Genomic DNA, 20,334 nt, shown 5'->3' with positions numbered 1-20,334 from the left:
GCGGCATTGCCGTCGCCGACACTATTTGCGCAGCGCGGGAAGCACGTCGCGACCAAACACGTCGAGGAACTCTTGCTGATTTCGTCCAACGTTGTGGAGATAAATGCGGTCGAAGCCGAGGTCTAGGTAACTCTGGATGTAGGCACGGTGCACGTCGGGATCGGCGCTGACGGGCATCCGACCCTCAAAGTCTTCGGGGCGCACCATGCGCGCCAGTTGTTCGAGTTCGAAGGGGGAACGGATGTCGTTCTTAGCGAACCGCAGGCCGCCATTGGGCCATTCGGTGAGGGCATTCTTCATCGCCTGCTCATCGGTCTCGGCCCAGCTGAGGTGCAGCCGCAAGACACGGCTTTGCTTGGAGGTGTCGCGCCCAGCTTCACGCGCGCCCTCAGCGAATCGTTTGAGCAGCACATCAATCTTCTCAAGCGGCGCCGCCTCAGTAATCAGGCCATCAACTGCCTTGCCCGCACGCTTGGCGGCGACTGGTCCTGCTGTCGCGACCAAGATCTCGGGTGCCATTTCGGGCATCGTCCAGAGTCTGGTCGACTCCAGTCGGTAGAACTGGCCGTCATGCCGAACATCTTTGCCCGAAAGCCCCGACGCGAACAGCTTCTTGATGATCTCAACGGCCTCAAACATCCGGTTGATGCGCTCGGGCGCTTCTGGCCAGTACTGCCCGACCACATGCTCATTTATGGCCTCGCCACTGCCCAAGCCCAACCAGTGCCGGCCAGGATTCATCGCGGCAAGGGTCGCTGACGCCTGAGCCACCATCGCCGGATGCCAACGAAATGTGGGTGCAGTGACTCCCGTTCCCAAGTCACCGCTGGTGGTCTGGCCGAGAGCGCTCAACACATTCCACACGAACGACGCCTGGCCCTGCTGCGGAATCCACGGCTGGTAATGATCAGCAGCCATCACCCCGCGAAAGCCGCGCGACTCAGCGTGCTGGGCAAACGTCAACACTTCCAGCGGATGAAACCGCTCAAGCATTGCGGCATAACCAATGTGGGGCGCAGAAACGGATGCGGGCATCTGTCTATTGTTGCGCGGACTGCGGTGAGTGCGAACTTTCTGCAACTACATGAGCGTGCCAACGTGATTGTCACCGCGCTGCGTCGTTCGCAAATTAACACTTGTTTCTGAGACCGCGATAGTTCTACACTGAGCAAACGCCAACTATCGAAAGGAGCCTCGCGTGTTTATTTCAACAATCGGAATGATTCCGACTAACGCCGGCTCCGTCGGCGCCCTCTCCGCATAACTGGTTAGCGATTCCCGCCAACCGGTTCTGACGGTGGCGGCGCTCACGGAGCAAACCCGGCTCGACACACACGAGCATGCACGTTTCGGCGTGCACCGGTCGCACACGATTCTGCGGCCCGTTTGGCACCCGTGTCGCGCATCTTCGGGTAACCCACCTCGCAACCGAGCGTGCTTTAGCGCGCGCTCACGGGCGTGCTTTAGCCCGTCCACAATCTGCATCCCCATTAACGAAAGAGAAGACAGATGAACGACACCGCGACGACCGAACCCGGTCGCCAAGACCACCCACCTGAACAGCCAGTCGATGAGCACAAGCAACGAGTTGTGCGTCGAGTCGGAGTAATCGACCGAATCGCGCTACATCTCGGCGTGGCCCTGATCACTTGGAGCAGGCGCCCTCGACACCCCCGCTCCAGCCTCTCGGTTGCCGCTCGGGCCGAACATCAGCTCCGCCGTGAACGCTTGGCCCAAGCCCGAGCACGCGAGGAGCAGAACTACCCGCGCTTCATCATCCGATGATCGGCTGCACGCGACCGTCGCCGATTCACCCGACGGCGGTCGCTGCGCGCATCAGACGCACCATTCGCGCAACCGAGCAAAGCGCTCCTTAAACTCTGGCCACTCCTGCTCACCCGCACCACGGAATCCGGTAGCAATCTCGTTGAGCGCTTCACCACTGCCCACGCCAAGCATAATGCGCCTAGGGTACAGGCAGCCCATCGTGGCGAAAGCCTGCGCCAGCACGGCAGGGTTGTAACGGAACGTCGGAGTCATCACGCTCGTGCCGATACGAATCGTGCTCGTGCGCTCCCCCACCGCCGCCATCCAGCTCAACGAGAACGGCGCGTGGCCACCCTCGTGACGCCATCGCCGAGATCAACAACAGACCACACCCTGTTGCGCCTCGAACTAGAACCCGGGTGGGGTGCGACGTACTAAGCGACCGCCGCACTGCTGCCCACTAACGAAGCCTTAGACCACGCATAACGCCTCGTACTCCGTAGTCCCGATATGGGACGGCCTACGGTCGGGAGATAAAGCCTTCCTCCACCATCCAGTCGAACGCAACGTCCGCTGGCTGTAATCCGTCGACATCGACCTTGCCGTTGAGACTGCGCAACACATCGTTGCTGAGCGCAGCCGTGATTGGCGCGAAGACATCCGCAATGCTGGGGTACTGCTCCAACGTCTTCGAGTTCACGTTGATCGACGCGTTATAGGACGGGAAGAAGTTCTTGTCGTCTTCGAGCACGGTCAGATCGAGGGCTTCGATACGACCATCGGTGGTGAACACTTCGCCGAAGTTGCAGGCGCCGCGATCTGTTGCTGCATACACGGCACCGGTGTCGTAGATGCCGATGTTATCGTCCGGCACACCGTCTGCCGTGCCGCGCTCAATTCCATACGCCGCGAGCATGCCGTCCATGCCGTCCTGTCTGGAGTTGAATTCAGACTCAATGCAGAATGTCCGGTCCGCGACCGGCAGCGCGGCAAGCTCAGACAGCGTGGAAATATTCTGCAGCTCCGGCAGCGCTTCGCTGCGCACCGCGAAAGCATAGGTGTTGTTCATCTCGGCCCGGGGCAGCCAGGTGATCCCGTTCTCAAGGTCGGCATCGTGTACGACCTGCCACTGCTCCTGCGGGTCGGCCAGACCTTTCTCCTGGCCCATATACACCAGCCAGGCGGTGCCGGTGTAGTCCCAGGCGATGTCGGCAGAGCCTGAGAGCATGAGGTTCCGCACTGGTTCACTCCCCGGCACGTTTGCCAGGTCAGTGACCTCGAACCCAGCGGCCTGCATGGCCAACACGGCGATTTTCTCGAGCACTAGCGCCTCGGTGTAGTTCTTTCCGATTACCGTGATCGGCTGCCCGTCTGCAGCTGGAATCTCCTTGATCGAGCCTGGCCCTGCTGTGGGTACGAATGCGGTTGCCGGTTTCAAGCCGCAGCCGCTCACTGTCAGGGCGACTGCCGCCAGTACTGCGGCAGTGCCGGTCAGCCGCGCCCCGCGGCGCATCAGTGCATGCTCGGTGGTCCTGGTCATGAGAGCCCCTTCGGCTGCGCGACTTGCTCCACAACCCGGCCGAGCAGATCGACGACCAGGGCGAGTAGTGCCACGATCAGCGCTCCCGTGATCAGCACGCTGGGCAAGTCCAGGTTCACGCCGGTAGTGATCAACAGACCGAGCCCGCCGCCGTTGATAAACGTAGCCAACGCTGCCGTGCCGACGAGCAGCACCAAGGCAGTACGGATGCCGGAGAGCATGATCGGCACGGCAAGCGGCAGCTCCACTCGGAACAAGATCGCCCTCGAACTCATCCCCATGCCGCGGCCAGCCTCGATGAGACGGGAATCGACCTGGTCGATTCCAATCATCGTGTTGCGCAACACCGGGAGCATTGCGTACAGAACGAGCGCGACCACAGCGGCCACGAACCCGAATCCGAGCCAGAAAGCCAGCAGCACGATCAGCCCGATCGATGGCGCGGACTGGCCGATATTCGCAACCACCAGCACCGGGTTGGTGAGGAATCGCAGCGGTTGCCTAGTCAGCAGCACGCCGAGCGGCAGACCGATGGCCAGGACGATCACGGCGGAAACCAAGGTCAGCAGCAGGTGCTCTCCGAGGTATCCGAAGAGGCGGTCCGGATCGAGTGTGGTCCGCTCTGTTTGGGTCAGGTCGGCTGTCGCCAGCCAGATGACCAGCGCAACGGTGACTACCGCAATCCCGGCGAACTGCAGCATGAGCCGCCGCCAGGCGTGCCCGCTCTGGATCTTGGTGTCGGAGGCCGAGGTCCTCTCGGCAACATTGGGTTGAAGAGCTTCTGCGGTCATCAGCGCTCGCTATCGCCGGTCGAGCCAGCATGATTGTCGGCCGCATCCGCCGGCACCATGTTGAGAACACCCGTGTTGGTGCCGATGGGGGTACTGCCCGCTGGTGCCTCAGCAGCCGCAGTTCGTGCGGCACCGATCGCATCGGTAACCACAGCTACATCCACGACACCGAGCAGCTTTTGCCGGTTCCCGACCACGAGTGCGGCACCGACATTGGAGGCGAGCATCGCGTCCAGGGCGTCATGCAGGGTCGCCTTCAGGCCGACCGTCGGCAAGTTCTCGTCCTGCTGGTTTCCGATTGTCTCGCTGCGTTGCAACTGAGGACGACTGAGCCACTGCATCGGCCGGTCGCGGTCGTCGACGATGACCACGTTGTCGTGGCCAGTCCCGTTGAGACGAGCCAGAACATCCGCGGATCGTTCGCCAGGCCGCCCCGTGATGACCTCGCCCAGGGTGACCTGGTTGACCCGCGTCAACGTGAGTTGCTTCAACCCGGCACCCGCGCCGATGAAGTCTTCGACGAACTCGTTGGCCGGGTCGGCCAGGATGCGCTCGGGAGTGTCGTACTGCACCAACTGCGCGCCCTCCGAGAAGATCGCGATGTAGTCGCCAAGCTTGACGGCCTCATCGAAATCGTGAGTGACGAACACGATGGTCTTCTGCACATCATCCTGGATATGCACCAGCTCATCCTGCAGCCGCTGTCTGGTGATCGGATCGACCGCGCCGAACGGCTCATCCATGAGCAGCACAGGCGGGTCTGCAGCGAGGGCGCGGGCAACCCCGACGCGCTGCTGTTGGCCGCCGGAGAGCTGCTTCGGGTAGCGACCCCGGTAGAGACCGGGGTCGAGAGAGACCAGATCGAGCAGTTCGTCGACTCTCGCCGAGATGCGGTCTTTGTCCCAGCCGAGCATTTTCGGCACCATGGCGATGTTCGCCTCGACGGTCATGTGTGGAAACAATCCACCGGCCTGGATGACGTAGCCGATACGTCGGCGAAGCTGGTCGCCATCAATGTCAGTCACGTCGTCGTCGCCGATCATGATCCGGCCCGACGTCGGTTCGATCAGCCGGTTGATCATCTTCAGGGTCGTGGTCTTGCCGCAGCCGGACGGTCCGACGAGGGCGACGATCTTCCCGGCCGGGATCTCCAGGGTCAGCCCGTCGACGGCGGGAGCTGCCTGGCCACGATAGCTCTTGGAAACAACGTCGAGCAGGATCCGCACGCCGTGTGTGCTGCCTGTCGATGCGTCGGTAGTGGTTTGCAGGATGTTAGACACGGATACCTCGCGATGTGGTGAGCCGGCCGAGGCCGCTGAGTAGTTGGTCCAGAATGACGGCCAGGATGACCACCGCGACCACGCCGGTGACGACGGAGTTGAGAGAGTTGGCGCCACCCAGACGAGACAGGCCGGAGAAAATGAAACCTCCGAGGCCAGGGCCGAGCGCGTAGGCGGTGATCGCGGCGATGCCCATCACCATTTGCGCCGAAATCCGGATGCCGGTGAGGATCACAGGCCAAGCCAGCGGAAGCTCTACCCGGGTGAGGATTCTGAGCCGACTCATCCCGAGACCCTTGGCCGATTCGATCAGCGTCGGGTCGACGCTCGCCAAGCCGACGACGGCATTGCGCAGGATTGGCAGCGCGGCGAAGAAAGTGATTACGATGACCGCCGGCGTCACCCCGAATCCGAACGGGACGATCAGTATGCCGATGAGGGCGAAGGAGGGGATGGTCAGCCCGATTGCGGTGACGCCGTCGGCCAATCCCGTGAGCCACGCTGTGCGATAGACCAGAACGGCAATGACCACGGCAATAATGGTGGCGAGGATGAGGCATTGCACGACGAGGGAGAAATGTTGCCAACTTGAGAAGAGAATCCTGCTGAGGGAACTAGCAAGATAATCGCCCATACACATCCTCATTCACATTAGTTACGATTGTGGTGCGTTTTCGTTTGGTACGAGAGCTTTCGCGCTGCTCGAGTAAACGGTCGCAAGGGCGAAGCCTAGTAAGTAACCTTTTCAAGTCAAGTTGACGGCGATCCGGCCGCGGGACCGATAACGCTTCGTATGCTGACGCGAGCATCCGCGTGAGCTAAGAAGGAGCACAGTTTTTCCGTGGCCCGTGCCGGACTCGACGCGTTACCGAGTTCCGGCCATTTCGCCCCGGTGACGATACTGGGCTGCTGCGGATATTTCGGATGTGGGGGATCCTCTTAGAACGAGGGTTCGCTGAAAGTAGAGATCAGTATGATCCGCAGCAGCAATCGCAGCTCGTGCACCGAGTCGGCTACATCGACCAGATTGCGCTGCACGTTGTTATCGCACTGGTCGCTTGGAGTAGGTGCCCACGCCCCGTAGTCGCTCAGCCGCCGCTCTCCGTGATCACCGCCGGCGATGCTGCGCACAGTCGCAAGCGCGAGTTAGCTCGCGAAGCGTACGCCCGCGCACGGAATCGGAATCGGAATCGGAATCGAGAACAGCAGTTTTATCCCCGCTTCATTATCCGATAAACGCATCAGAACAGACCGTCGCCGGCCTCATCGGCGGCGGTCGACCGCGTCAATGTCGAGCTATAGCGCCCGCAATCGTGGAGCAATGTCGCGCTCGAAGAGCTCGAGGAAGCGACGCTGGTCGCCACCGGGCGCATGGAACACTAGGTGGTTGAGGCCGGCATCCACATACTGGCGAATTTCTTCGACAACCTTGTCCGGATCGTTGCCGACGATCCACCGTGAGGCGATCTGCTCGATCGGCAGAGCATCTGCTGCGCGTTCCATCTCAATCGGGTCAGTGATGTCGTGCTTCTGCTCCTTGGAGAGCGCGAGCGGTGCCCAGAAACGCGTGTTTTCGAGCGCGAGATCGGCATCGGTGTCGTAGGAAAGCTTGATCTCGATCATCCGATCGATGTCTTCAAACTTGCGGTCGGCCTTAGCCGCGCCCTCCTTGACACCGGGGATGAGTTTGTCGTTGTAGAGCTCCATGCCCTTGCCTGACGTGCAAATGAAACCATCGCCAGCACGACCTGCGTAACGCGCCACCATCGGGCCGCCGGCAGCAATATAGATCGGGATGGGCTGATCGGGTCGGTCATAAATGCTCGCCTCGTGAGTGGAGTAGTATTCCCCCTCAAACGAGACCCGGGCTTCGGTCCAGAGCGCACGCATCAGGCGCACCGATTCGCGCAGCCGAGCAAAGCGCTCCTTGAATTCTGGCCACTCCTGCTCGCCAGCACCACGGAATCCGGTGGCGATCTCATTGAGTGCTTCACCGCTGCCCACGCCGAGCATGATGCGCCCAGGGTACAGGCAGCCCATCGTGGCGAAAGCCTGTGCCAGAACAGCAGGGTTGTAACGGAAAGTGGGAGTCATCACGCTCGTGCCGATACGAATCGTGCTCGTGCGCTCCCCCACCGCCGCCATCCAGCTCAACGAGAACGGCGCGTGGCCACCCTCGTGACGCCACGGCTGAAAGTGGTCACTGACCGCAACGCTTTCCATGCCGTGGGCTTCGGCCGCGACCGCGATCTCTACGAGCTCACGCGGGGCGAACTGTTCGGCTGAGGCTTTGTATCCGAGAGTAAGAGTCATAGACCCATTGTGCCGCTACTCCTCGCGAGGCGCTTGTAAGAAATCAGAAACCGCCCGCGGAACGTACGGCGCAACATCGCCACCGAGAGTCGCCACCTGGCGTACGAGCGAACTCGATACGTAAGCGTGGGCCGGATTCGGTAGCATGAAAATGGTCTCGACCGCAGCAAGATCGCGGTTCACGATCGCCATGGGCGTTTCGTAGGCGACATCCACTTGAGAACGGATCCCCTTGACGATCACGGTTGCACCGACCTCGCTGCAGTAGTCGACAAGCAACCCCATGCTCCAGCTCGTGACACGGATGTTGCCTGCCAGTCGAGCGTCAGCCACCGCCTGCTCAATGAGCGAAACGCGCTGCGCAATCGGCAGAAGCGCCGCCTTGCCGGGGTTGTGCACGACAACAACGTGCACCTCGTCGAAGGTTTTCGCCGCCCGCTCAATCACATCCAAGTGGCCCAGGGTGACAGGGTCAAACGACCCAGGAACAACAGCGATCCGACTCATGCTTCAACGATAGCCGCTGAGTGCTGATCACCGCGTGGGAGTTCGCTGTGCGAGGAAACTTCACACAACACGCTTCAGTGAGCTAGCGGCGGCTCGCCTCAGCGAACTAGTTCTTACCAAGGAACGCTTCCGCACTCTCATCGAGACGGCGCTTGAGTGCTTCGGCGAGCGCCGAGTGCTCAACCAGGGTCGGATCGTCGGCCAGTACCGCCTGCGCAGCCTCGCGCGCTTCGGTGATGAGTTGCCCGTCATTAGCCACTCGCAAAAGCTTGAGGCTCGAACGCCCACCGGACTGCACACCACCGAGCACGTCACCTTCGCGGCGCAGCTCAAGGTCTTTGTTGGCCAGCTCGAAGCCGTCGAGAGTGGATGCCACGGCCTCAACCCGCTCGCGAGCCAACGACTCCACCTCTGCAGCCGTCACGAACAGGCACAGGCCAGGAACGCCACCACGACCGACCCGGCCGCGCAACTGGTGCAACTGGGAAACCCCGAAACGATCAGCATCGAGCACAACCATCACCGACGCATTCGGCACATCAACGCCAACCTCAATCACCGTCGTCGCCACGAGAACATCGATGTCGCCGTCAGCGAACGATCGCATCAGCTCGTCTTTCTCGTCGCTCGACAGCTTGCCGTGCAGCGCCTCGATCCGCTTGCCCGCGAGCACCTCATTACTGCGCAGCGATGCCAGTACCTCGGTGACGTTAGCTATGGGCCGCGGCGGTCCGGCATCCGGATCATCGGATGCTGTCGGCGCAGGTTCACTGCCGGGCTCTTCAGTCTTCGCATCGATCGCCGGGCACACCACGAAACCCTGACGACCGATCGCCAGTTCTTCAGCGAGGCGCTGCCAGACCCGTGACAGCCAGCCGGGCTTCTCGGCGAGCGGCACGACGTGACTGCTGATCGGCTGGCGGCCCGCAGGAAGTTCGGCAATCGAGGAGATGTCGAGGTCGCCGAACACCGTCATGGCGACGGTGCGCGGGATCGGCGTTGCCGTCAGCACGAGAACGTGCGGCGGCTTCGCGCCCTTGAGCCGCAAGGCTTCACGCTGGTCGACGCCGAACCTGTGCTGTTCATCCACGACAACAAGCCCTAGGTCGATGAAACTCACGGCGTCGCCTAAGAGCGCGTGAGTGCCGATGACGATGCGAGAGGAGCCCGAGATCGTCGCCAGCAGCGCCTTCTTGCGCTCGGCAGTCGGCAGCTGACCCGTGATGAGGGTTGGCCGCAATTCGGCCGCCAGATCGGGTCCCAACGTGCGCACGATCGACCGGAAGTGCTGATGCGCGAGAACCTCAGTGGGTGCGAGCAACGCAGACTGCCCGCCCGACTGCGCAACCACGAGCATCGCCCGCAACGCCACAAGAGTCTTACCCGAACCCACTTCACCCTGCACGAGACGATTCATCGGCACCGGTTCAGCCATGTCGTGAAAGATCTGCTCGCCAACAGTCTGCTGGTCGCCAGTGAGCGTAAACGGTAGAGCCGCGTCAAACCCTTGCAAGAGTGGCCCTGCGGTGCGCGCAATGGCCTCAGACTCGCGCTGTTTTTGACGCTGCTGCAACAACGCCGATTGTAAGACGAATGCCTCCTGAAAACGCAGGGCGTCACGAGCAGCACGCCACTCGGAATCAACCTTCGGTCGGTGCACAAGCTCAAGCGCCTTCGCAAACGGCAACAGTTCGCGTGTGCGACGCACAGCATCCGGAACCGGATCATCGAGCGGACCCAGAGTATCGAGCACAACCTCGACCGCTTTCTGAATCTGCCAGCTCGCGACCGTGGAGGTCGCCGGGTAGATCGGGATGGGCTGTTCCGCCCACGCCTTCGCCTGCTCCGGCTTCTTCAGCTCAAGAGCATCGCGGTCGAACAGTTCATAGTCGGGGTGGGCAAGCTGGCGCGTGCCGCGATACTGCCCGACTTTGCCCGCAAAGATTCCGCGCACACCCGGCGACAGTTCATTGGCGCGCCACGCCTGATTGAAGAACGTGAGGGTCAGGATGCCGGTGCCATCGCTAATCGACACCTCAAGAATTGAGCCACGCTTGTTGCGCATCGGGCGATTACGCACCTCGCGCACTTCAGCCACGATCGTGACCGCCTCGTCGAGAGGCAACTGGGCGAGAGCGGTTAGCTCACCGCGCCTCGCATACCGCCGCGGATAGTGGGTCATGAGATCGCCAACCGTCAACAGGCCGAGCCCTCGCTGCATAGAGGTAGCGGTGCGCCCGCCCAGCACGGCACTGAGCTTGTGGTCGAGGGGCGAGGTCACTCTAGAAGAGTACCGGTGGCCACCGACGCGCTCACCCGGGCTAGGCTCGACACGCTATGACACGCATCATCGCCGGATATGCCGGCTCACTCACCATCGCCGTACCGAGCGCCGGCACCCGCCCCACGAGCGATCGCCTGCGCGAAGCTATTTTCTCTGCGCTTGAAGCCCGAGATGCCATCGACGGTTCCCGCGTACTCGACCTCTACGCGGGCACAGGCGCACTCGGTCTCGAGTCAGCATCCCGCGGGGCACCACACGTCACCCTGGTTGAGAAGAACGCTCGCGCTGCAGAAGCCTGCCGCAAGAACGCCACCCTGATCGCTGCGAAGGCTCCGCGCGGATCAAAGCCGATCATTCTGACAGCCGCACGCGCCGTGCACATCTTCTTGGAAACATCCGGCGATCAGTGGGATCTCGTGTTCATTGACCCGCCCTACGAGCTGGGCAACGAAGAACTTCTCGTGGCGCTTGAGCTGCTGGCCACACAATTGAGCCCCGATGCACTCGTAGTCGTCGAACGAAGCTCTCGTGACCCTGAACCCGAGTGGCCTGCCGGCCTTGAGCTTAACCGCCGCAAAGACTACGGTGACACCTCGCTGTACTGGGTTCAGCCCGCAGCGCCGTCCCAGCCCGCATAAGGATCCCAACCGCCGCGCTTCGTGTAAGCAACACCGTCAACGAGCAGACCTTCGCCCTCAACGACGCGACCAATCGCGCGAAACCCTGCCGGCAGGGTCGCCGACTCAGGGAACGTCGCCAGTAGCGAATGATCTTCGCCACCATCAAGCTGCACCCGACCGCCCACCGCTGCGGATGACAGATCAAGCCCGACACCACTTGCGGTGGCAACGCGGCGGGCATCAATCGCGAGCCCATCGCTCAAGTCGAGCATGGCCGTTGCTCCCCCGAGCGATGCTTCCTTGCCGTCCGCGATCGGAGGCGCTGGCCTGAGTTGGGCGGCGACCGCCTCGGGATGCCGTGCAGCGACGTCGGCGGCGGCTGCGGCATCCGGTTCCCCGGCAACCACTCCCTCGCCAAAGAGCAGGCGGAGGCCTTCAGCGGCGAGACCGAGCGTGCCGGAGACGGCAATCACGTCGCCAACCTGTGCCCCGGAACGCAGCACGGGCGCGCGACCCTCGAGGTCACCAAATGCGGTAATGACAATGGTGAGAACCGTAGAGACCGACAAATCGCCACCGATCACTCCGCTGCCGGGAGCGAGCGCTTCGCAACCTTCGCGCAGTCCGTCGGCGATCGCCTCGAGTGAGCTGACAGGGGTGTCAGTGGGCGCCGCAATCGCAACCACGAGACCGCTAGGCACCGCGCCCATCGCGGCAATATCCGAGAGGTTGCTGGCGGCAGCTTTCCAGCCGAGATCGTACGGGCTCGACCAGGCGAGCCTGAAGTCGGGGCCGTGAATCATCATGTCTGTAGTAATAACCATGCGCTTGTCTGGCGCAGCAAGCACTGCGGCATCGTCCCCCGGGCCGATCAGTTCTGCTGCGGCGGAAGGCAGCCGCGGAAAGATGCGCTTGAGAGCATCCAACTCTCCGACCTCGCCGAGTGTGTCACGGTGGTCGCCCTCGCGGTCAGTCGTCATATTCTCACGGTAGCCTGAAGCGGATGAGATCGACGACCCGCACCCCCGTTTTGACCACGCTTGCAGTGGTTCCGTTGCTCGCCATGCTGGCCGGGTGCGCGCCGATTGTTGCTCTCGAACCCGCCGATGACGCAGCAAACCCCACCTGCGCCGAGGTTATCGTGCGCCTGCCTGACACCGTTGCTGGGCTCGACATGCGCGAAACCAACGCCCAGGGCACTGGCGCCTGGGGAGAACCTGCCAACGTGCTCCTGCGGTGCGGGGTAGCAGTGCCCGATCCAACCGCAGCGCTGGCATGCGTCACAGCACCCGAGAACGGTATCGATTGGTTGCGCGACGATAGTGATGCGCCCAACTATGTCTTCACGACTTATGGCCGCGATCCCGCCGTGCAGATCATCATCGACAGTGACGGTAACCCGGATGTCGATGGCGATGAGGTGTCTGGATTCAATGCTCTCGTCGAGCTTGCCGGTGCGGTGAGCCAGATCGCTCCCGAGCGCTTCTGCGTGGCGCTGTCAGACACAACGACCCCCGACGCGGGCTCTGAAGCAGATACTGAGTAGCGCCGCGCTATTCGAACGGTGGACAGCGAGCTCTAGCGAACGGTTTCGAGCCCCAGCTCAATGAGCTCATCGATGAGTTCGGGGTAACTCATTCCGCTCGCCGCCCAGCACTTGGGGAACATCGAGATCGGCGTGAAACCCGGCAGGGTGTTGATTTCGTTGACCACAAACTCCGTGCCGTCGAAGAAGAAGTCAACACGGGCAAGCCCGGCACCACCAATTGCTTCGAATGCGCGGGCGGCGGTGCGCTGCATTTGCCACAGTTCGCCATCGTGAAGCGCAGCTGGGCAAATTAGTTCGGCAGCCGAAACATCGAGGTACTTGGCTTCGAAGTCATAAAAGTCGCGGCCAGTGACCACAATCTCGCCGGCGACGCTCACGCGCGTCTCTGTGCCGTCACGACCTGAGAGCACACCACATTCGATCTCGCGGCCCGTCATTGCTTGCTCGACAAGAGCGGTTGAGTCTTCCGCGAAGGCGGTTGCGAACGCGGCGTCTAGCTCATCGCGGCCAGTGACTTTGGTCACGCCAACCGACGATCCGGCACGAGCCGGCTTCACGAATACCGGGAATCCGAGGCTCGACGCGCGCTGGCGCCACACTGCGGGTTCGCGTTGCCACTGGGTCGCAGCGACTGTCACCCAAGGCGCAACCGCAACACCGGCGGCTTCGAGTGCGAGCTTAGTGAAGTGCTTGTTCATGCCCATCGCAGACGCGAGCACGCCGTTACCCACATACGGCAGACCGGTGAGCTCGATGAGCCCCTGAATCGTGCCGTCTTCGCCGAACGGGCCGTGCAAGATGGGGAACACCACATCAACGTCACCGAGACTGCGGCTGGTGCCATGGGCATCCGTGACCGTCAGCTCTCGCGAGAGCGAAGACTCGGGCCAGTGCACTCGTGTGCCATTGTCGACGACTTCGGGCATCGCATCCGGATTCAAGGTGAACATGTCGGAATCATCAGGCTGCAGCGTGAAAGCACCGTCGCGCGTGATTCCCACCGGAATGACCGTGTATTTGCTGCGATCGATTGCCGAGAGCACGCCGCCAGCAGTGGCACAGCTAATGCTGTGTTCCGAAGAACGACCACCGAACAGCAGAACTACCGTCAATGTCGGCTTGGCCGTTGTCATGGGCTGGGCCGTCATCGTTTACTCCCCCTGAGGAAGATCGTCAGTTGTCAGATGCGGAGCAATATCCCGCGGGGCGAGCGTACCCGCCAAAACCTCAGCAACCTGGCTAACAATGGGCATGTCGACACCCTTAGAGAGCGCCAGTTCAAGAATGGGCGCAACGGAGGAAAGCCCCTCGGCAGTCTGGTTCATCTGCTTGATGACTTCAGAGAAGCTGTAGCCCTGCCCGAGCAGGCGGCCAGCGGTGTTGTTGCGTGACAGCGATGATTCGCAGGTGGCGATGAGGTCGCCGAGGCCTGCAAGACCAGCAAGAGTCTCCGGTCGCGCACCGAAGGCAACCGAGAAGTCGGTCATTTCGGCGAGCCCGCGGGTGATAATCGAGGCTTTGGTGTTCTCGCCATAGCCCACACCGTCGACGATACCGATGGCAACGGCGATCAGGTTCTTCAGCACTCCACCGAACTCGGTGCCGATGACATCCGTGTTCACAAAGGAACGGAAGTAGCGGTTGCGCGCGGTCACTGCCACGGTGGTTGCCGTTTCCAGGCTCGCGCTGCTCATCACAGCTGCCGTTGGCTGCTCTTTGGCAATTTCCAAAGCAAGGTTGGGACCGGATGCCACGGCAACGCGGTTCGGGTCGACGCCAAGTTCTTGCAAGATGACTTCACTCATGCGCGCTCCGGTGCCCTTTTCGACACCCTTCATGAGCGAGACGATGAGCGCGTCTTCGGGGATCAGCTCGCGAACGATACGCAGGTTTTCACGCAGTGCTTGACTGGGCACAGACAGGTAAACCTGCTCTGCTCCCTCAAGCACTTCATGCAGTTTGTCGCTGGCCCAGAGGGAACGCGGCAGGTTGATTCCTGGCAGGTAATCGCTGTTGCGCTTAGACTGCGAAATTTCGCGAGCAAGCTCCGGGCGTCTGGCCCACAGCGCTACGTCGTTGCCGCCGTCCGCAAGAATCTTCGAAAACGTTGTGCCCCAGGAGCCAGCACCGAGCACCGCAACTCGGCGGGCAGGTGCGTGGTCGGGGTCAACGTTAACGTTGCTCAAAATGGCCAACCTCGCTCTGGCCGTGGTCGGCCGGGTTGTAACGCACCTTCGGGGCGGTTTCGCCTCGAAGCTCTTCGAGCAGTTCAGTAATTGCGGTCATGAGCTTCTCCGTAGCCTCAGCGAGCACTCGCGAATCCAAATGTCTGCCCTCGAACTGCGACAAATTTACTGGTTCACCAAAACGAATGTGAACAGTCTTCCGAGGAAAAATACTAATCCGATTTGAGTAGCGCGGGAGGATTTCTTGAGCGCCCCAGCTCGCTGCAGGAATCAGCGGGATGCCGGCCTCTAGCGCGGTGCGAACAGCGCCATACTTGCCGCGCATCGGCCACATGTCAGGCTCACGCGTCAGCGAACCCTCGGGATAAACGACAACGGCAAGCCCTTGGTTAGCAATCTGACGGGCAGCCTTCATCGGGTCGACTCCCTCGCGGCCGCGCGAAACTCGCTGGACGGGCACTTGCCCTGACTTCGTCATAAGCCACCCGAGTACGGGAACCTTGAACAGCGACGCTTTGGCCATGTAGCGCGGCATCCGGCCAACCTTCCACATGCCAACACCGATCACTACCGGATCAATGTTGCTGTAGTGATTGGGCGAGAGCACGAATGCACCCTGCGCTGGCACATTGTGAGTGTCGTGCAGCTTGTACTTCGCCAACAGCGTCATGGCCGGCAAAATCAGGAAAGCAAGTACTCGAAATACTGCCGTCTTCTCAGACTTCACGCGCGCCGGTCGCTGGGGAGTTGACGACACCGGCGGTTATCCCTCGTAGACGAAGTCGGCGCCGAGCGACTCGAGCTTGTCGGCGAAGTGCTCGTAGCCTCGCGCGATAATGCCAATGTTGCTCACCGTCGACTGCCCCTCGGCGGTCAACGCAGCAATGAGGTGGCTGAAACCACCACGCAGGTCAGGGATCTCAACATCGGCACCGTGAAGGGGTGTCGGGCCGATGATCACTGCTGCTTGCTCGAGCGGGCGACGAGGAACACGTCGGCTGACCGACTCGAGCCCCTCCTCGAACACCTCAATGTTGGCGCCCATCTCAATGAGCGCTGAGGTGAAGCCCAAGCGATTCTCGTACACCGTCTCGTGCACAACCGAGCGACCCTCGGCCTGAGTGAGAGCAACAATCAACGGCTGCTGCCAGTCGGTCATGAAGCCAGGGTGCACATCGGTTTCAACAACGACAGGCTTGAGTGCTCCACCGGGGTGCCAGAAACGGATGCCGTCTTCAGCAACATCGAATGCTCCCCCGACCTTGCGGTAGATGTTCAAGAAGTTCATCAGCTCTTGCTGCTTAGCACCCTCAACAAAGATGTCGCCACCGGTCGCGAGAGCCGCGGATGCCCAGCTTGCGGCTTCGTTGCGGTCAAAGAGTGCGCGGTGGTGGTAGCCGCTGAGCTTCTCCACGCCCTCAATGAAAATTACGCGGTTGGGCTCGACGTTGATGATGGCGCCCATTTTTTGCAGGATTGCGATGAGATCCATGATCTCGGGCTCGATCGCCGCGCCCTTGAGCTCGGTGACGCCCTTGGCGAGTACCGCGGTGAGCAGCACCTGTTCGGTGGCTCCGACGCTGGGGTACGGCAGGTCAATGTCAGCACCGTGCAGGCCATCGGGAGCCGTGAGGCGAATCCCTTCGTAGCTCTTGTCGACGACTGCACCGAACGCACGCAGTGCATCCAAGTGGAAGTCAATGGGGCGGTCGCCGATGCGGCAACCACCGAGGTCGGGGATGAGCGCTTCGCCGAGGCGGTGCAGCAGCGGGCCGCAGAACAGGATCGGGATGCGGCTTGAGCCGGCAAGGGCGTCGATCTTGGCGAAGTGCGCCTTGAGTACGTTCTTGGGGTCAAGGGTCAGTTCGCCGTCGCCGGTCTCCGTGACGGTGACCCCATACGCTTCGAGCATTCCGGTAACAACGCGAACGTCACTAATCGCCGGAACATCTTTGAGAATGCTGGGAGTATCTGCGAGCAGGGCAGCAACCATCGCTTTTGTGGCGAGATTTTTGGCACCGCGAACGTTAATGCGTCCACGAAGTGGCTTTCCACCGTTAATAATGATCTGGTTGGAAAGCAAACCGGTTCGCTTGGCAGCCGCTGTAGCGTCCTGAGCCAATGGATTCATCGTTACCTCTACTTCGCTGGCAAAGTCTTGGGTCGCCATGATTCTCGGCGGCTTTCGAACTCCGTGATATCTGTTTCGTTTCTCAGAGTGAGGCCGATGTCATCGAGCCCTTCGAGCAAACGCCACCTAGTGTAATCATCAATCTCGAAAGTGAACTGTGTCGAACCTGCGGTTACGGTGCGAGCTTCGAGATCGACTGTCACCTCAAGTCCGGGCTCTGCGTCAATAAGCGCCCAGATGGTTTCGATCTCTTCTTCGGTCAGTTGGGCCGCGAGTAGGCCCTGCTTGCCGGAGTTGCCACGAAAGATGTCGCCAAAGCGCGAACTGAGCACTGCTTGGAAGCCGAAGTCTCGAAGCGCCCACACAGCGTGCTCGCGGCTTGATCCGGTGCCGAAGTCGGGGCCGGTGACCAGAATCTTGCCCTGGGTGAATGGTTCGCGATTGAGAACGAAGTCGGGGTCTTGGCGCCAGGCGAAAAACAGTGCGTCTTCGAATCCGGTTTTCGTTACTCGCTTGAGAAACTCGGCCGGAATGATCTGGTCGGTATCGACATTGCTGCGCTTGAGCGGAACAGCGATCCCGCTGACTGTGCTGACCTTCTCCATTAACGCGACTCCTCTGCGGTGTTGCTGGTCGAAACAAGCTGTTCGGGTAGCGGGCTGTTTTCTAGATCCCACGGGCTCGACAGGGTTCCGCGGATGGCGGTGGCTGCGGCAACGAGCGGCGACACCAGATGGGTGCGGCCTCCTTTGCCTTGGCGACCTTCGAAGTTGCGGTTGCTTGTTGATGCGCAGCGCTCCCCCGGTGCCAACTGGTCGGGGTTCATACCGAGACACATGGAGCAACCGGCGAAGCGCCATTCTGCACCGAACTCTTCGACGATCTTGTCGATACCTTCAGCTTCTGCTTCGAGGCGCACTCGAGCGGAGCCGGGCACGACCATGACGCGCACGTGGTCGGACTTCTTGCGGCCCTGAATGATTGACGCGAATGCACGCAAATCTTCGATACGGCTGTTGGTGCATGACCCCATGAAGACGGCATCCACTCGGATGTCTTTCATGGGCATGCCTGCGTCGAGCGCCATGTATTCAATGGCACGTTCCGCCGAAACCCGTTCGGTGGGGTCGCTGATGTCGGCAGGAACTGGCACGTTTTGGCTGAGCGAGACGCCCTGGCCGGGATTGGTGCCCCAGGTGACGAAGGGCTCTAGCGTGTTGGCATCGAGGAAGACTTCGGCATCGAAGACGGCATCGTCGTCAGTCACAAGGGTGTCCCAGTAGTCGACGGCAGCATCCCAGTCGGCACCCTCGGGTGCGTGCGGGCGACCCTTCAGGTAGTCGTAGGTGATCTGGTCTGGCGCAATCATGCCGGCGCGTGCACCAGCTTCAATCGACATGTTGCAGATCGTCATGCGTCCCTCCATAGAGAGGGCACGGATGGCGCTGCCGCGGAATTCGAGCACGTAACCTTGGCCACCGCCAGTTCCGATCTGCGCAATGACGGCAAGGATGATGTCTTTTGAGGTGACCCCGGGGCGCAACTCACCTTCGACAGTGATCGCCATTGTTTTGAACGCTTTGAGCGGCAAGGTCTGGGTGGCGAGAACGTGCTCGACTTCGCTCGTGCCGATGCCGAACGCGATCGCTCCGAAGGCGCCGTGGGTGCTCGTGTGTGAGTCGCCGCAGACCACGGTGATGCCGGGCATGGTGAGACCAAGCTGCGGCCCAATGATGTGCACGATGCCCTGCTCGATGTCACCGAGCGAGTGCAGGCGCACACCGAACTCTTTAGCGTTCTTGCGCAGAGTCTCGATCTGGGTGCGACTCGTGAGGTCGGCGATCGGTTTGTGGATCGCGAGCGTCGGGGTGTTGTGGTCTTCGGTGGCGATGGTGAGGTCGGGGCGGCGAACCGGGCGGCCGGCCATCCGAAGTCCATCGAATGCTTGAGGGCTTGTCACTTCGTGCACAAGGTGAAGGTCGATGTAGATCAGGTCGGGGGTGCCGTCAGCACCCTTGACGACCAGATGGTCATCCCACACTTTCTCTGCCAGGGTCTTGCCCATAGCGCACCTCTTTCAGATCAACGATCGCACCGCAAATTGCGCGGCTCAATCTCTCTAGTCTACTTCCGTATGAGTCGGCGGTATGCTGACCACAGCGCACCACCCTTGCGCTACCACCACTTGCCGTTTTGTTGTTTTGCCCACAAGGCCCACACGCAGGAGAAGTACATGATTATGCAACCGTCAACGACGCTGGAAGCACCCGTCTCTGCTATTGAGAATGCGGATTTTACTCACGAAAACGTGCTCGTATCTACGGGTAAACGTTCCGGCCTCGTTATTAGCGTCGCCGTCCACTCCACCGTCCTCGGCCAAGCCCTCGGCGGTGCGCGAATGTGGAACTATCCGCACTGGACGGATGCTGTCGCCGACTCGCTGCGACTCTCGGCCGCAATGACGCTCAAGAACTCTGCCGCTGGGCTCAACCGCGGTGGCGGCAAGTCGGTCATCCACATCCCCATGGGAGTGGTCCTCACGGCAGAGCAGAAGCGTGACGCGATGCTCGACCTCGGTGATGCCATCGAAAGTCTCAACGGCGCGTACATGACCGCCGAAGATGTGGGCACAAGCGCCGAACTGATGTCTGTGGTCGCCGAGCGCACCGAGCACGTGTGCGGATTGCCCGCCGATCAGGGCGGTGCCGGTGAACCTGCGGATGCCACTGCCGCCGGTGTGCACGCGAGCATTCTTGCCACCTGCGAGGCCCTGTTTGGTGCTCGCGAGGTTGCCGGACGTCATCTTGTCATTTCTGGCCTCGGCCAGGTCGGCGGACGTCTCGCTCGCTCCCTCACCGCCGCCGGGGCTGTACTCACGGTTACCGATGTGAACCTCGACCGCAAGCTGCTCGCCGCCGAACTCGACGCCAACTGGGTTGACGCCGATGAGGCTCACAGCGTGGTTGCCGACATCTTCGTTCCGTGCGGAATGGGCGGCGCGCTCAGCCCGCGCGTCATCCGTGAACTCAACGTCAGTGGTGTGGTTGGCGCAGCAAACAACCAGCTCGCCCAGCATGACGGTGCTGAGGCACTCGCCGAGCGCGGCATCCTCTGGGCACCAGACTTCGTGGTGAACGGTGGCGGTGTGATCTACCTCGACATGGCGTCAGAACCCGATGCGGATGCCGACGCTATCGCTACACGCGTCGAAGCGATCGGTGACACTGTCGCCACGATTTTCCGCGATGCTGCCGCTCAGGGAATCACGACGTTGGATGCTGCAGAGCGTCTCGCGCAGTCACGGCTGGTCACAACCTAGTCATGTGATTCGCGCCCGAGGGCGCGCCAACACTGCCCGCTTAACGC

The 20,334-nt window shown here is 61.4% G+C and carries 20 protein-coding genes and 1 pseudogene; 4 read left to right on the top strand and 17 right to left on the bottom strand.

From position 1 onward, the window contains the following. Window positions 1-21 precede the first annotated feature (21 nt). Window positions 22-1,035, bottom strand: coding sequence for a TIGR03557 family F420-dependent LLM class oxidoreductase (locus ACTJJW_RS05140; RefSeq protein WP_462643063.1), 1,014 nt, complete (start codon window positions 1,033-1,035; stop codon window positions 22-24). Window positions 1,036-1,509: 474 nt separating this feature from the next. Here ACTJJW_RS05140 and ACTJJW_RS05135 point away from each other — a divergent pair, with 474 nt between their 5' ends. Then, complete coding sequence (locus ACTJJW_RS05135) at window positions 1,510-1,785, top strand: hypothetical protein (RefSeq protein ID WP_462643062.1); 276 nt, start codon at window positions 1,510-1,512, stop codon at window positions 1,783-1,785. Window positions 1,786-1,848: 63 nt separating this feature from the next. Here the strand turns inward: ACTJJW_RS05135 and ACTJJW_RS05130 are convergent. The 9 genes and pseudogenes from ACTJJW_RS05130 to ACTJJW_RS05090 form a co-directional block, all read right to left on the bottom strand. Beyond that, a pseudogene (locus ACTJJW_RS05130) lies at window positions 1,849-2,133 on the bottom strand (LLM class flavin-dependent oxidoreductase); the annotation flags it as partial. A gap of 154 nt (window positions 2,134-2,287) precedes the next feature. Beyond that, entirely contained in the window at window positions 2,288-3,307 is a 1,020-nt protein-coding gene (locus tag ACTJJW_RS05125; RefSeq protein WP_462643061.1) for a glycine betaine ABC transporter substrate-binding protein, read from the bottom strand. After that, window positions 3,304-4,098 (bottom strand): ABC transporter permease, encoded by a 795-nt coding sequence (locus ACTJJW_RS05120; protein ID WP_462643060.1) that lies wholly within the window; start codon window positions 4,096-4,098, stop codon window positions 3,304-3,306. The genes ACTJJW_RS05125 and ACTJJW_RS05120 overlap by 4 nt, the downstream gene beginning before the upstream one ends. Continuing rightward, the gene (locus ACTJJW_RS05115; RefSeq protein WP_462643059.1) at window positions 4,098-5,378 is read right to left on the bottom strand and encodes an ABC transporter ATP-binding protein; all 1,281 of its coding nucleotides are present in this window, start codon (window positions 5,376-5,378) and stop codon (window positions 4,098-4,100) included. The genes ACTJJW_RS05120 and ACTJJW_RS05115 overlap by 1 nt, the downstream gene beginning before the upstream one ends. Then, window positions 5,371-6,012 (bottom strand): ABC transporter permease, encoded by a 642-nt coding sequence (locus tag ACTJJW_RS05110; RefSeq protein WP_462643058.1) that lies wholly within the window; start codon window positions 6,010-6,012, stop codon window positions 5,371-5,373. The genes ACTJJW_RS05115 and ACTJJW_RS05110 overlap by 8 nt, the downstream gene beginning before the upstream one ends. Window positions 6,013-6,317: 305 nt before the next feature. Beyond that, window positions 6,318-6,509, bottom strand: coding sequence for a hypothetical protein (locus ACTJJW_RS05105; RefSeq protein WP_462643057.1), 192 nt, complete (start codon window positions 6,507-6,509; stop codon window positions 6,318-6,320). 165 nt (window positions 6,510-6,674) lie between these two features. Further along, a complete protein-coding gene (gene fgd, locus ACTJJW_RS05100; RefSeq protein ID WP_462643056.1) occupies window positions 6,675-7,691 on the bottom strand; it encodes a glucose-6-phosphate dehydrogenase (coenzyme-F420) in 1,017 nt (338 codons plus the stop codon). A 15-nt stretch (window positions 7,692-7,706) separates the two neighbouring features. Then, complete coding sequence (coaD, locus tag ACTJJW_RS05095; protein ID WP_462643055.1) at window positions 7,707-8,198, bottom strand: pantetheine-phosphate adenylyltransferase; 492 nt, start codon at window positions 8,196-8,198, stop codon at window positions 7,707-7,709. Window positions 8,199-8,304: 106 nt separating this feature from the next. Then, window positions 8,305-10,419: an ATP-dependent DNA helicase RecG gene (locus ACTJJW_RS05090; RefSeq protein WP_462643210.1), complete on the bottom strand. Its 2,115-nt coding sequence runs from the start codon at window positions 10,417-10,419 to the stop codon at window positions 8,305-8,307. A 116-nt stretch (window positions 10,420-10,535) separates the two neighbouring features. Between ACTJJW_RS05090 and rsmD the strand changes: the two genes are divergently transcribed. Beyond that, window positions 10,536-11,120: a 16S rRNA (guanine(966)-N(2))-methyltransferase RsmD gene (rsmD, locus tag ACTJJW_RS05085; protein ID WP_462643054.1), complete on the top strand. Its 585-nt coding sequence runs from the start codon at window positions 10,536-10,538 to the stop codon at window positions 11,118-11,120. Here the strand turns inward: rsmD and thiL are convergent. Then, window positions 11,090-12,082, bottom strand: coding sequence for a thiamine-phosphate kinase (gene thiL, locus ACTJJW_RS05080; RefSeq protein ID WP_462643053.1), 993 nt, complete (start codon window positions 12,080-12,082; stop codon window positions 11,090-11,092). The two genes, rsmD and thiL, sit on opposite strands and share 31 nt — an antisense overlap. A gap of 23 nt (window positions 12,083-12,105) precedes the next feature. On the opposite strand from thiL, the gene ACTJJW_RS05075 reads away from it, so the two are divergent. After that, window positions 12,106-12,648: a DUF3515 family protein gene (locus ACTJJW_RS05075; protein WP_462643052.1), complete on the top strand. Its 543-nt coding sequence runs from the start codon at window positions 12,106-12,108 to the stop codon at window positions 12,646-12,648. 32 nt (window positions 12,649-12,680) lie between these two features. On the opposite strand, the gene ACTJJW_RS05070 is transcribed toward ACTJJW_RS05075, so the two are convergent. Genes ACTJJW_RS05070 through leuC form a run of 6 tightly spaced genes read right to left on the bottom strand, consistent with a single transcriptional unit; the run spans window position 12,681 to window position 19,033 of the window. Beyond that, complete coding sequence (locus ACTJJW_RS05070; RefSeq protein WP_462643051.1) at window positions 12,681-13,799, bottom strand: D-alanine--D-alanine ligase family protein; 1,119 nt, start codon at window positions 13,797-13,799, stop codon at window positions 12,681-12,683. A gap of 3 nt (window positions 13,800-13,802) precedes the next feature. Continuing rightward, window positions 13,803-14,837 carry an NAD(P)H-dependent glycerol-3-phosphate dehydrogenase gene (locus tag ACTJJW_RS05065; protein ID WP_462643050.1) on the bottom strand — a complete coding sequence of 345 codons (1,035 nt, stop codon included), beginning with the start codon at window positions 14,835-14,837 and terminating at the stop codon, window positions 13,803-13,805. Further along, window positions 14,824-15,594, bottom strand: a complete 771-nt coding sequence (locus ACTJJW_RS05060; protein WP_462643049.1) for a lysophospholipid acyltransferase family protein — start codon at window positions 15,592-15,594, stop codon at window positions 14,824-14,826. The genes ACTJJW_RS05065 and ACTJJW_RS05060 overlap by 14 nt, the downstream gene beginning before the upstream one ends. A 6-nt stretch (window positions 15,595-15,600) precedes the next feature. Continuing rightward, complete coding sequence (gene murA / locus ACTJJW_RS05055; protein ID WP_462643209.1) at window positions 15,601-16,968, bottom strand: UDP-N-acetylglucosamine 1-carboxyvinyltransferase; 1,368 nt, start codon at window positions 16,966-16,968, stop codon at window positions 15,601-15,603. 8 nt (window positions 16,969-16,976) lie between these two features. Continuing rightward, complete coding sequence (leuD, locus tag ACTJJW_RS05050) at window positions 16,977-17,573, bottom strand: 3-isopropylmalate dehydratase small subunit (protein ID WP_462643048.1); 597 nt, start codon at window positions 17,571-17,573, stop codon at window positions 16,977-16,979. Next, window positions 17,573-19,033, bottom strand: a complete 1,461-nt coding sequence (leuC, locus tag ACTJJW_RS05045) for a 3-isopropylmalate dehydratase large subunit (protein ID WP_462643047.1) — start codon at window positions 19,031-19,033, stop codon at window positions 17,573-17,575. The genes leuD and leuC overlap by 1 nt, the downstream gene beginning before the upstream one ends. A gap of 168 nt (window positions 19,034-19,201) precedes the next feature. Here leuC and ACTJJW_RS05040 point away from each other — a divergent pair, with 168 nt between their 5' ends. Beyond that, on the top strand, window positions 19,202-20,287 hold the full coding sequence (locus ACTJJW_RS05040) for a Glu/Leu/Phe/Val dehydrogenase family protein (protein WP_462643046.1): 1,086 nt from the start codon (window positions 19,202-19,204) through the stop codon (window positions 20,285-20,287). The last annotated feature ends 47 nt before the right edge of the window (window positions 20,288-20,334 follow it).

It is taken from the genome of Rhodoglobus galactosidasius, from assembly GCF_054957775.1.
The sequence above is the reverse complement of the archived record's forward strand: the minus strand, read 5'-3'. Positions and strand labels throughout refer to the sequence as shown.